The 13,431-nt window shown below is 73.3% G+C and carries 4 protein-coding genes; 1 reads left to right on the top strand and 3 read right to left on the bottom strand.

Annotation, left to right across the window (positions count from 1 at the left end):
• Positions 1 to 59 precede the first annotated feature (59 nt).
• The 3 genes from LUZ64_RS16810 to LUZ64_RS16820 all read right to left on the bottom strand — a co-directional run bounded on the left by LUZ64_RS16810 (position 60) and on the right by LUZ64_RS16820 (position 7,427).
• Entirely contained in the window at positions 60 to 2,894 is a 2,835-nt protein-coding gene (locus LUZ64_RS16810; protein WP_095583393.1) for a helix-turn-helix transcriptional regulator, read from the bottom strand.
• Between the two features lie 423 nt (positions 2,895 to 3,317).
• The gene (locus LUZ64_RS16815; RefSeq protein ID WP_095583394.1) at positions 3,318 to 6,527 is read right to left on the bottom strand and encodes a non-ribosomal peptide synthetase; all 3,210 of its coding nucleotides are present in this window, start codon (positions 6,525 to 6,527) and stop codon (positions 3,318 to 3,320) included.
• Positions 6,528 to 6,590: 63 nt separating this feature from the next.
• Positions 6,591 to 7,427 (bottom strand): hypothetical protein, encoded by an 837-nt coding sequence (locus tag LUZ64_RS16820; RefSeq protein ID WP_143593379.1) that lies wholly within the window; start codon positions 7,425 to 7,427, stop codon positions 6,591 to 6,593.
• Positions 7,428 to 7,808: 381 nt separating this feature from the next.
• Here LUZ64_RS16820 and LUZ64_RS16825 point away from each other — a divergent pair, with 381 nt between their 5' ends.
• Positions 7,809 to 13,373, top strand: coding sequence for a type I polyketide synthase (locus LUZ64_RS16825; protein ID WP_372478728.1), 5,565 nt, complete (start codon positions 7,809 to 7,811; stop codon positions 13,371 to 13,373).
• Positions 13,374 to 13,431 lie beyond the last annotated feature (58 nt).

Below are 13,431 nucleotides of genomic sequence, written 5' to 3' on the forward strand. Positions count from 1 at the left end.
TCCGGCCTTCCGCGACCCGCCCCGCCCCGCTTTTAATGACCCGCCCGGCCCCGCCCCGCTTACGCCTCCGCCCCCACCGGCCACCGCTCGGCCGCCACCTGCTGCGGAAGGCTGTAGTCGCCGTCCTTCAGCCGCAGGGGCAGATCCGTCCGCCGCGTCACGTCCAGCTTCCGGTACACCCGCGTCAGGTGCTGCTCCACCGTGCTGACCGTGATGTACAGCCGGCTGCCGATCTCACGGTTGGTGTGCCCCATCGCGGCCAGCGCCGCCACCCGCCGCTCGGCGTCGCTGAGGGCCTCGGCGCTCTCGCCCCCGTGGGCCTCCCCGCCGTCGGCGCCGTCCGCCACGTCCTGGTCCGCCAGCAACTGCCGGCACAGCTCCTCGGCCCCGCAGTCCTTGGCCACCTGCATGGCCCGGCGGCCCATCATCCGGGCGCGGTTGAACTCGCCGAGGCCGTGGTGCGCCCGGCTCAGCTCGGCCAGCGCGCGGACGAGCTCCACCCGGTCGCCCGCGGCCTGGAGCAGATCGACGGCCTCCCGCAGGAGCAGCGGCCGCTGCTTGAGGTCACGGGCGGCGGCGAGGACGCGCAGCGCGACGCCGCGGGAGCGGGCACCGGTCGCCCCGGGCAGCGCCAGCTCCTCGGTGACCAGCTCGCGGGCGGCCTCCCGCTGGTTGAGGGCCAGCTGGACCCGGGCGACGTCGCTGCGCCAGGGCACCAGGGCCGGGAGGTCCAGCGACCACTCCCGCATCAGCTCGCCGCACCGCCGGAAGTCGGCGAGCGCGGCCTGGAGCCGGCCCACGGCGAGGTGGTGGTGGCCGCGCGCGTGCAGGTACTTCAGCCCGAACCGGGTCTCGAACATCGCGTCCGGCACGACGTGCCGCAGCAGCTGGGCGGCCTCCTCGTGGCGGCCCATCGCGGTCCGGGCGAGCAGCAGCACCGCCAGCGGCTCGCCCACGGCGACGCCCCAGCAGCGCGGCGAGATCAGGGACAGCGCCTCCTCGGCCCACCGCGCGGCGGTCGGCAGGTCGCCCTGACGCAGCGCGATCTCCGCTCGTACGCCCTTGAACAGGGCCTCCCAGGTGGTGGCCTGCCGGGCGCGGGCCTCGGCGATGAAGACGTGGCACCACGGCGCGGCCTTGGCCGCCCGGTCGCAGTGGATCAGCGCGTAGAGCGCCGACTGCACGGCGGCGACGGTGCAGTCGGAGAGCGTGCAGTCGGCCAGCACCTGCTCGGCCCAGCCGATGGCCTTCTCGCCGGGGCCGTCGATGAGGGCGGAGGTCAGCGCGGCGGAGGCGGTGAGGCCCACATGGCCGGGTATGCCGCCGTTCCGGCCGTCCCGGGGCAGGGCCTTCGGGGTGCCGGGGCGGCTCAGGTGCATCCACGGCTGGAGGTGGCCGGGGTGGTACGGGTCGGTGACGGACCGCGGGCCGGAGGCGCCGCCGTCGGTGCCGAGCACGCCCAGGACGGCGCGGGCCTCGTCGGCCCTGCCGTGCCAGAAGAGGTAGTCGGCGATGGTGACGGCGTCCTCGCTCTCCAGGTGGCCGGCCCGGAGGGCCTCGGTGAGCGGGGTGAGGTGGCGGGCGGCGGCGGAGGGCCGGGTGCGCCACTCCAGCCGGGTCAGGGTCAGGGTGAGGGCGGCGCGCTGGCGCTCGTCGGTGCAGCCGGCGCAGGCGAGGGTGAGGCACTCGACGGCGAAGTCGACGTGGTCCTCGGCGAGCGACTGCACGGCGGCGTTGCGCAGAACGGACACGTCGTCCTGGCCGCGGATCCGGCCGGCCGCGACGAGGTGCTCGGCGACATCGGTCTCCCGGACACCGTTGTCGTGCAGGAGCTCGGCGGCGCGGCCGTGCATGCGGGTCCGCTCCTCCAGGCCGATGGTGCCGAGGACGGTGGCGGTGACGGCGGGGTGGCGGAGCCGGCCGTCGGTGAGGAAGCCGGAGCGGGCCAGGTCGGCGACGCTCTGTTCCACGCGCGCGGCCTTGACGTCGACGAGCGCGGCGACGAGCGGGGGAGTGGCCCACCGGCCGAGCACGGCGAGGCCATGGGCGACCCGGATGGTCGTGGAGTCCCAGCGGTACAGGCAGGCGAGCACGGCCTGCTGGAACGATTCTTCGGTGATCGGCCTGGTCGACAGCGCCTCGGTGCCGCCCGCGAGCCGGACCATGCCGTCCTCGACGAGCCCGCGCAGCAACAGCGGGTTTCCGCCACTGACCTGGTGGTAGACGGGGGCGAGCCGGCCGGCGGTGTCCTCGTCGGTGAGCTCGGCGAGCAGCTCCCGCACGCCCTGCGGGGAGAGCAGGTGCAGCCGTACACGATGGCAGTTGCGCTGACGCAGCAGCTCCGCGTGGAAGGTGGGGTGCGAGGGGTGCGCGACGGCGCATTCGCTGAGGACGACCATGAGGCGGCCGTTGGTCAGCCGGCGCATCAGATAGAGCAGGAACTGGAGGGACGGGCCGTCGGCGTACTGGATGTCGTCGATGACGAGGACGACGCTGCGCTCGGCGGCGAGTTCGAGCAGCATGGTGCTGAGCCCGCGCGCGACCTTCGCCGAGGTCTGCTGGAGGGTGACCGGTTCCCGCTCGGGGTCCTCCGGGTGCTGGATGCTCTGGTTGAGCAGGGAGTCCGCCTGCTGCACCAGGTCCGGCGGCAGGTCTCCGTTGTGGACGAGCTGGCAGATGACGCCGAGCGCGAGGCCGCTTTCGGCGCGGGCCCCGGTCGCCGTCAGGACGAGCGCGCCGGAACGGGCCGTCTCCTCGGCGAATGTGTGCAGCAGTTCGGTCTTGCCGCTGGCGACGGCCCCGCTGATGACGACCGTCTGTGCCTTGCCCTGTTCCGTTTGCGCGAACAGCTCCCGCAGGCGCGCCATCTCCGTACACCGCTCGACAAATGCCATGCAGTCTTTCCCCCGTTCGGGAGCACCTCCCGGCACCGCATGGGGAATTCATTTGCCATTTTTTGGGAATCCCTTTACCCATGCGGTGTCTGGAAAGCGCTCAATTCCCAATTGCGGCTCAATCTACCCCATGCCCCACCTGCGGTGCGATCGGTTGCCGTAGACAAGTGGAACCAGCCCTTCCGGTCCCTTGCCGCCCGCCTGACGGGCCGTCGGCAAGCCGCGATCCCTATGCGCTCCACAGGTGTTCCGCATCTGTTCCGCATCCGTTCCGTATGTGCGACGGGGCGCGGGGCCTAAACGACGACGTCGGCCTCCGGGACCGAGGGGGTCTCGAAGGCCGACGTCGTACGGGCTCGAATTAGCCGGCGGCGCTACTCATGACCGGCGTTTCATTCGTTTCCTGTTCAATATGAATCCGGCTCAGCTTTCGCTATTGGTCCGGACCAGGTTCGCGCGAACAAAATCCGCAAGAGTCGCGGGTGTCGGGTAAGAGAAGATTTGTGCCAGTTTCAGGGTGACGCGCTGGGTTTCCTCCAGGCGCTGCACCAGCTTCACGCCCAGCAGTGAATGGCCACCGTGCGTGAAGAAGTTGGTGTCCGGCGTGATGCCGTCCCGCCCGAGCACCTCGCCCCACAGCCCCATGAGGGCCGCCACCAGCTCGTCCTCATGGACGGCCGCCGGTTCGGGAACGCCGGCACCGTCCGCGCCGGCGTCGGCGGCCGCCCGGGTCAGCCGCTCCGAGGCGGTCCGCACCAGCGCCGGGTAGTCCACCTTCTGACTGGCGTTGACCGGCAAGGACTCCACCACCACGAACTCCTGGGGCACCGAGGCGCGCGGCAGCCTGGCCGACGCCCGCCGCCACAGCTCCTCCACCAACTCCTCGCCCGCCGCGGACTCGGCGAACGCGACCAGCACACCGTCGCCACCGGCGTCACCCGCGACGACCACCGCGCACGCCCGCACCGCCGGGTGCTCGGCCAGCACGGCCTCCACCTCGCCCAGCTCGATCCGCACACCGCGCAGCTTGATCTGCCGGTCCACCCGGCCGAGCACCTCCACCGTGCCGTCGGCGAGCCACCGCGCCCGGTCGCCGGTGCGGTAGAACCGCCCGTACGACGCGTGCTCGCCGAACCGCTCGGCCGTCAGCTCGGGCCGCCCGTGGTACCCGGCGGCCACACCGCCACCGGCCACACACAGCTCACCCGGCACCAGCACGGGAAGCTCCCGGCCCGCCGGATCCGCCACGAACACCCGTGTGTCCCGCACCGGGCGGCCCGCGCTCACCCGCTCGACGTCCGGCCCGACCAGACCCGACGTCGACCAGATCGTGGTCTCCGTCGGACCGTAGACGTTCCGCGGCACACAGCCCGTGGCCGCGAGCTCACGGGCCAGGGCCACCGGCAGCGGCTCGCCGCCGCACAGCACCCGCCGCCCGGCCAGTGCCGGACCCGCCGCCTCCACGACCAGCCGCCACGTCGTCGGCGTGGCCTGCACGATGCCCACGTCGTACGAGGTCAGCAGCCCGGCCAGTACCGCTCCGTCCGTACGCGCCTCGTCCGGCGCGACCACCAGCCGCCCACCCGTCACCAGCGGCAGGAACAGCTCCAGCGCCGAGATGTCGAACGTGAACGTGGTCAGCCACAGCGTGCTCTCACCCGCATCCGCGCCGAGCTCCTCACGGAAGTGCTCGACGAGATTGGCGAGGTTCCCGTGGGTGAGCAGGGTGCCCTTGGGCAGGCCCGTGGAACCCGATGTGTAGATCAGATAGGCCAGGTCCGAGGGACCCGCGGTCACCGGCACGGCCGGTGCCTCCCCGGGCTCCCCGACGCCGGCCATCGGCGCCACGAACACGCCCTCGCCCGCGGCGAGTTCGACGCCCGGCCCCAGCAGCACCGCCCGCGCCCCCGAGTCCGACAACTGATAGGCGATCCGCTGCTCGGGGTGGTCCGGGTCGACCGGCAGATAGGCCCCACCCGCGAGCCACACGCCCAGCGTCGCCGCCGCCAGCTCCGCGCCGCGCGACGCCGCCACCGCGACCACGTCGCCCCGCCCGAGCCCCGCGGCGGCGAGCCGCTCCCGGTTCCGCTCGGCCGCGGCCCACAGCTGCCCGTACGTCAGCTCCCGCCCGCCGTCGACGACCGCGACGGCGTCCGGCGTACTGCGCACCCGCTCGGCGACGGCCTCCGGCACGCTCACCACCGGGCCTGCCGGAGCGGCGCGGTGCGCGGCCCCGATGATCTCGTGGTCGTCCGGGCTCCACGAGGACAGCTCACCGACGGGCCGCTCCACATCGGCGCCGACCGCGATGAGCAGCGTCTCGTACCGCCCGATCAGGGCCTCGATCTCGTCCCGCGCGAACGCGCCCTGGTGGTACGCCGTCCGCAGCCGGATGCCGTCGTCCGACGGGAGGACGAAGAACTCCAGGTCGAACTTGCTGAAGCCGTTCTCCACCGGCTGGAAGCGGGCGGGCATGCCGTCGAGGGTGAACTCCTCCACGCCCACGCCGGGCACGTAGTTGAAGACGTGCTGGAAGAGGGTGTTGCGCCAGCCCGCCGAGTCGGCGCGGTCGACCTCCAGCAGCAGGGAGTCCACCGGCACGTCGGCGTGCGAGATCGAGTTGATGAACACGCCGCGGGCCTTGCGCACGAGCTCCGCGAAACCCTGCTCCGGGTCGACGCGCAACCGCAGCGGCACCACGTTGACGTGGTAGCCGATGGCGGCGGCGTCCTCGGGCCGCCGGCTGTTCACCGGCGAGCCGACGACCAGGTCGGGGCCGGCGCCGTGCTGGGTGAGCAGCAGGTAGTAGACGGCGAGGAGCACCACGGCCTCCGGGGCGCGCAGCTCCTCCTGGAGCCGGCGCACGGCCGCGACGGCCTCGTCCTGCAGCGGCCGAGTGATCGTGCCGCCGACGAGGTCCGGCTCGTCACCGGCGTCGGTACCCAGCCACAGCCGCGGCTGCACGGCACCGAAGTCACGCAGCTGCTTGCGCCAGAAGCGGCGGCTGCGGTCGGTCGGCTCGATGTCCCGGGCCGCGGGTACGACACCGCCCAGCACCTCCTCGGGGCGCCCGCCGGACGCCAGCGTGCCGTAGACGACGGCGAATTCGCCGAGCAGCGTCGTCGCGGAGATGGTGTCGAAGACGAGGTGGTGCAGGGCGACGCAGAAGACGTCTTCCCGCGGGCCCCGGAACAGCCGGGCGCGCAGCAGCGGGCCGCCGTCCATGGCGAAGCCGGCGCCGACGTACCGGGTGAGGATCCCGTCCAGGACCTCTTCGGCCGCAGCGGCGGCCTCGGCGGACGTACCGTCGGCGAAGGCCTCGGCCGGCAGCTCCGCCTCGGTCACGACGACCTTCGCCTCGTCGGCGTCCAGCACCCGCCGGGCGAGCGTGAGGTCACCGGCGACGAACGCCGTCCGCAGCACCTCGTGCCTGCGGATCAGAAAGGTCAGCGTCTCCTGCGCGAGCTCCGGCCGCAGCCGGCCCGCCACCCGGAAGGCGAGCGAGAGGTTGTTGACGCCCGTGCCCGGAACGAAGCGCTCCAGCAGCCACAGGGCCTCTTCCTTGCGGCTCGCCGGGACGGTCGCCGGCCCGCCCGTCGCGGAGCGTCCGTCGTTCTCGGCCACGTATTGCATCCCGGTTCCTCTCACTCGGCTTCCGGCCCCACTCGGCCCGACTTGTTTGCGGCGCGGCCCGGTTCAGGCGCGCGCGGTGCGGGCCAGCAGCTCGTCCACCTTCGCGGCGATCACGGAGTTGCCCAGCATCTCGGCGTGCACGATGTCGAACCGGATCTCCTCGCCGACCGCACCGGCGCGGTCCGCCTCCGGCGGCAGGAGGTTCAGCCCGTTGGTCGGGGTGTTCGAGGACAGGGCGACGCCCCGGTCCCAGCAGCGCGTCGCGTCCAGCTGCGTACCACCGACGACGTACTTGGCGAACGCGTCGAACGCGTCCAGCAGGCCCGAACCGTGCCGGGGGTCGATGTCGATGTGCGCGAAGGACTCCAGGCCCACCTCGCGGAACATCCCGGTGACCGCCGGCAGCAGCAGATCGATGTCGTGACCCAGCTCGTCGCACAGCGCCCGCGCGTCCTCGCGCATCCGCGTGGCCCGCTCCTGCGGGTACATCACGGCGAACTGCTCCAGCGCCCGCAGGAAGTGCGACTTCAGCGTGATCGGCGCCGGCACCTCCGGGTCGATCATGACGATCGCGGGCGCCTCGTCCTGCCACCGCGCGATGCCGTCGGAAAGCTCACCCAGATAGGCGGCGCCGGCGCAGAAGCTCAGCAGGCCGCGCACGACGAGCCCGCTCTCACGGACGTCCGCGAGCCACTGGCCGACGAACTCGGCGCCCGTGGCCGGGGCACCCTCGCCGACCGGCGGAGGCAGCGTCTCCCACACGGCGAGCGACGGGTCCAGCAACTGCGCGAGCTCGGCGAAACCCGCCTCCGACCGCCCTGTCATCGGGAAGTCGACGGCCAGCACGACCTCGCCCGAGGTGCCGCTCCTGTGCACTCGCCATCCGTCGAGATCGTGCACGAATCCCCCTTTGGTTCGCTGGGCGCCGGTTCGGCCCGGCATCCGGTCAGCCGGCGCCGGCCGCATGGCGCCGATAATTATGGGCACCGTAATAGGCACCCGTAATCAAAGGCGCACGGCAACGGTCAATAATCGCGTCAAGGGTATGAAGCGGCACTCCGGCCGAGAAACCCCTAGCGAGCCCCTATCGACCCCTATATCCTTCCCGGCCCCTTGCGAATTGGGTGGAACCGGTGCCAGGCATTGGCGCTCACTAGGGGGAACGCTGGGGAGAGTTAGGGGTTGGTGCGTCCCGTACGCACGTCTACCCTTCTACGTGTAGTGCCATGTTCGCAATGTGAAGAATTCAACGGGTGAATTCATCCCGGCCGGCTCGGGCCGATGCCTTCATGGCATCCCGATCGGCGAATTATGGGGGCGTGGCGGCAGATGGAGGGCGAAGAGAAGCTCCTGGGCTATCTCAAGCGGGCGACGACCGACCTGCGTGAGGCCAAGCGCCGCCTGCGGGAGGCCGAGGACCGCCGCCGCGAACCGATCGCGATCGTGGGCATGAGCTGCCGTTACCCGGGCGGCGTGACGTCGCCCGAGGACCTGTGGGACCTCGTCGCCGGTGGCCGGGACGGTGTCTCGCGCTTCCCGGAGAACCGCGGCTGGGACATCGAGAACCTCTACGACCCCGACCCGTCCGTACCCGGCACGAGCTACACCCGCGAGGGCGGCTTCCTGCACGACGCGGGCGAGTTCGATCCGGATTTCTTCGGTATCAGTCCGCGTGAGGCGCTGGCGATGGATCCGCAGCAGCGGTTGTTGCTGGAGGCGTCGTGGGAGGCGTTCGAGCGGGCCGGTATCGAGCCTTCTTCGTTGCGGGGTTCGCGTACGGGTGTTTTCGCGGGCGTGATGTACCACGACTTCGCACCGCGGCTGCGGTCGGTTCCCGAGGGCCTGGAGGGATTCCTCAGCAACGGGGGCCTGGGCAGTGTGGTCTCGGGCCGCGTGGCATACACCTTCGGTCTCGAAGGTCCTGCGGTGACGGTGGACACGGCGTGTTCGTCGTCGCTGGTGGCGTTGCATTGGGCGATTCAGGCGCTGCGTTCGGGTGAATGCTCGCTGGCGCTGGCCGGTGGCGTAACCGTGATGACCACGCCGGACACGTTCGTGGACTTCTCCCGTCAGCGTGGGCTCGCGGCTGACGGCCGTTGCAAGGCGTTCGCGGCGGGTGCGGACGGTACGGGCTGGGCCGAGGGCGTCGGCATGCTGCTCGTCGAGCGGCTGTCGGACGCGCGCCGTAACGGACACCAGGTGCTGGGCGTCATCCGTGGCTCGGCGGTGAACCAGGACGGCGCGAGCAACGGCCTGAGCGCGCCGAACGGCCCGTCGCAGCAGCGGGTCATTCGTCAGGCTCTGGCGTCGGCCGGGCTGTCCGCCTCGGACGTGGACGCGGTCGAGGGCCATGGCACCGGCACGGTGCTGGGTGATCCGATCGAAGCGCAAGCCCTGCTCGCTACGTACGGTCAGGAGCGCGCCGACGAACAGCCGCTGTGGCTGGGGTCGCTGAAGTCGAACATCGGGCACGCACAGGCCGCCGCCGGTGTCGGTGGTGTGATCAAGATGGTCATGGCGATGCGCAACGGCGTCCTGCCCAAGACCTTGCACATCGACGAGCCGTCGCAGCAGGTCGACTGGGCGGCGGGCGCCGTCGAGCTCCTCACCGAGGCCCGCGACTGGACGACGGCCGAAGGACGGCCGCGCCGTGCGGGCGTGTCCTCCTTCGGCATCAGCGGCACCAACGCCCACGTCATCCTGGAGGAGACCCCGGCCGAGGAGCCCGCCGACGAGGCCGGGGCACCGGTGACGCTGCCCGCCGTCCCGTGGCTGCTCTCCGCCACGACCGCCGAGGCCCTGCGCGCCCAGGCCGCCCGCCTGAGCGAGGCCGCGGACGGGCTGAAGCCGCTGGACGTCGCCTACTCCCTCGCCACCGGACGCGCCGCCCTCGAACACCGCGCCGTGCTGACCGGCGCCGCACCCAAGGACTTCCAGCGCGGCCTCGCCGCCCTGGCCAAGGGCACCACCGTGCTGGGCACGGCACAGGGCACCGCGGACGAAGGCGGCCGCCTGGCCGTCCTGTTCACCGGCCAGGGCGCCCAGCGCGCCGGCATGGGCCGCGAACTCCACGCCACGTTCCCGGCCTTCGCCGAGGCGTTCGACGCCGCGTGCGCCGCCCTGGACCTGGACCCGGCCGTCCTCGACGACGCCGAGGCGCTCGCCCGCACCCGGAACACCCAGCCCGCCCTCTTCGCCGTCGAGGTCGCGCTGTACCGGCTCGCCGAATCCTGGGGCGTACGCCCCGACTTCGTGGCCGGCCACTCGATCGGCGAGATCGCCGCCGCCCACGTGGCGGGCGTCCTCTCCCTGGCGGACGCCGGAAAGCTGGTCGCCGCCCGCGGCCGCCTGATGGAGGACCTGCCGGCCGGCGGCGCGATGATCTCGCTCCAGGCCACCGAGGCGGAGGTCCGTGCCACGCTGGTCGACGGCGTGGACATCGCCGCGATCAACGGCCCGTCGTCCGTGGTGATATCCGGCGACGAGAACGCGGTCGGCACGCTCGCCGAACACTTCCGGGACCTGGGCCGCAAGACCAAGCGCCTGAAGGTCTCGCACGCCTTCCACTCGCACCGCATGGACGGGATGCTGGCGGAGTTCCGCACGGTCGCCGAGTCGCTGACCTACAGCGCCCCGGCGATCCCCGTCGTCTCCAACGTCACCGGCACCCTGGCCGACGACCTGACCTCGCCCGAGTACTGGGTGCGGCACGTCCGCGACGCCGTCCGCTTCGCCGACGGCATCCGGACCCTCCATGACCAGGGCGTCCGCACGTACCTCGAACTCGGCCCGGACGCCGTGCTCACCGGCCTGGCCCAGGACTGCCTGCCCGGCACGGGCGCCGACGGCGACACCGCGGTGCTCGTACCCGCCCTGCGCCGCAGCCGCCCCGAGGCCGCCACCCTGGCCGCCGCGCTGGGACGACTGCACGTCAGCGGCCACACCGTCGACTGGACCGCCTTCTACGAAGGCACCGGCGCGCGCCGCGCCGACCTGCCGACCTACGCCTTCCAGCGCCGCCACTTCTGGCTCGACGGCGCCGCCGACGGCCTCGGCGACCTCTCCGCCGCCGGCCTCGACGCCCCCGGCCACCCCCTGCTCGGCGCCGCCGCCGAACTCCCCGACGGGCACCTCTTCACGGGCCGCCTCTCGCTGCGCACCCACGGCTGGCTCGCCGACCACACCGTCGCCGGCGTCGTGCTCCTCCCCGGCGCGGCCCTCGTCGACCTCGCGCTGAGCGTCGGCGACCGCCTCGGCAGCACCGTCCTCGACGAGCTCACCCTCGAAGCCCCCCTCGTCCTGCCCGAGCACGGCGCGGTCCGCCTCCGCGTCGTCGTCGCCGACGCGGACGACACCGGCCGCCGGGCCCTCGGCATCCACTCCCGCCGCGAGGACGAGGACGGGTCCGGCACGTGGACCCGCCACGCCTCCGGCGCCCTGGCCCCCGCCGCGGGCGAGCCGACGGCCGTCCTCGGGGCGCAGTGGCCCCCGGCCGGCGCCCGGCAGCTGCCCGTGGCCGACCTCTACGACCGGCTCGCCGACGCCGGCCTGGGCTACGGCCCGCTGTTCCAGGGCGTGACGGCGGCCTGGTCGCACGACGGCGGCATCCTCGCCGAGGTCGCCCTGCCCGAGGGTGCGGAGGCCGGTGCGTTCGGGCTGCATCCGGCGCTGCTGGACTCCGCCCTGCACGCCATCGGCCTGGGGTCGGACGACAGCCGTGCCGAACTGCCCTTCGCCTGGTCGGGAGTGACCCTCCACGCGACCGGCGCCACCGCGCTCCGCGTCCTTGTGACGCCGCGCGGCGACGCCGTCGCCCTGACCCTGGCCGACACCGACGGCAAGCCCGTCGCCACCGTCGACCGGCTCACGCTGCGCCCCTTCACCCCCGACCAGCTCGGCGCCGGCACGGACGCGCTGTTCCACCTCGACTGGAGCACGGTGGAGCTCCCGGCCACACCGGCGGCGGCCGACTGCGCAGTGCTCGGTGACGACCGCCTCGCCGGCCTGCTCGGCGCTCCCGGCTACGTGGACGCGGCGGAGCTCGCCGCGAGCGGCACGACGCCCGCGTACGTGATCGCGCCCGGCCCGGTGGACCCGGACGGGACGACCGCCGACCGCGCCCACGCGCTGGCCGCCCGTACCCTCACGCTCGTACAGCGGTGGCTCGCGGAGGACGCGCTCGCCGGTTCCCGCCTGGTCCTCGTGACACGCGGGGCGGAGGACGCGGGCACCGCCGGCGAGGTGGACGCGGCGCAGGCCGTGGTCCGGGGCCTCGTCGCCTCGGCGCGGGCCGAGCACCCCGGCCGCTTCGCCGTCGTCGACACCGACGGCACGGACGCCTCCGACCGGGCCCTGCCCGCGGCGGCGGCCACCGGGGCACCGCGCCTCGCCCTGCGCGCGGGCACGGCTACGGCCCCCCGCCTGGCGCGTACCGTCGATGCCGCGCCCGCCGTTCCCGGCCGGTTCGGTGAGGGGGTGGTGCTGGTCACGGGTGGTACGGGTGGTCTGGGCGCGCTGGTGGCCCGTCATCTGGTGGCCGAGCACGGTGTGCGTGGTCTGCTGCTGACGAGCCGCCGTGGTCTGGGCGCGCCCGGTGCCGTGGAGCTCCGTGACGAGCTCACGGCGCTCGGCGCGGAAGTGACCGTCGAAGCGTGCGATGTGGCCGACCGTTCGGCTCTGGAGAAGCTGCTGGAGGGTGTGGAGTTGTCGGCGGTGGTGCACACCGCCGGCGTCCTGGACGACGGTGTGATCAGTTCGCTGACTCCCGAGCGTCTGGAGGCGGTGTTCCGGCCGAAGGTCGACGCCGCCTGGCATCTGCACGAGCTGACCGCGGGCATGAACATTTCCGCGTTCGTGCTGTTCTCCTCGGTGGCGGGTGTCTTCGACGCTTCCGGTCAGGGCAACTACGCGGCGGCCAACGCCTTCCTCGACGCGCTCGCCGTTCACCGCCGCGCCCTCGGCCTCCCCGCCGTCTCCCTCGCCTGGGGCCCCTGGGAGCAGACCGGCGGGGGCATGACCCGCGCCCTCGACGAGGCGGACGTGCGGCGCATGGCCCGCGACGGCTTCCTCCCACTGACCGCGGACGAGGGCCTGGCGCTGTTCGACCGCGCCGCCGGAGCCCCCGGACCGCGCGTACCGGTCCGCCTCGACCTCCGCGCGGCCGCGGGCACCGGCCCGGTGCCCGCGCTGCTGGCCGGGCTCGTCCGCACCCCCGCACGGCGGGCCGGCCGGACCGCCCCGGGCACGGAGACCACCCCGCCGGCCGTGGACCTGGCCGAGCGGCTGCGCGCCCTCCCCGAGGCCGCCGGCACACGGATGCTCGTCGACCTCGTACGGGAGCGGGCGGCCGCCGTGCTCGGCCACGACGGGCCGGAAGGCGTCGGCGCGGGACGGGAGTTCAACGACCTCGGCTTCGACTCGCTGACCGCCGTGGAGTTCCGCAACGGCCTGCAGAACGCGACCGGGCTGCGGCTCCCCGCGACCCTCATCTTCGACTACGCCACACCGCGCGCCCTCGCCGCGTACCTACGCACCGAACTCGTCACCGAGGCGGGCGGCGGTGACGGCGCCGACGGCGCCGACGGCGAAGCCGCGTTCCGGGCGGCCCTGGCGGCCGTTCCGCTGACGCGGCTGAGGGAGGCCGGTCTGCTCGGCAGCCTCCTGGAACTCGCGGGCCTGGACGGGCGGCTCCTCGACGGCGCGGCCGACGACGGCGACGACCCGGCCGCGCGAGGCGCGGAGGACACGGGGCAGCCGACGGAGTCCCTCGACTCCATGGACGCCGAAGCGCTGGTGCGGATGGCGCTCGGACAGTCCGCGGAGCCCTGGGAGACGCCGGAGCCGTAGGGGGTCGTCGGACCTCTGAAACCGGCCCACGGGCCGGTTCGGCCGGCCGGCCCGGGCG

The sequence above is a fragment of the Streptomyces albireticuli genome, from assembly GCF_021228125.1.
GTDB lineage: Bacteria > Actinomycetota > Actinomycetes > Streptomycetales > Streptomycetaceae > Streptomyces > Streptomyces albireticuli.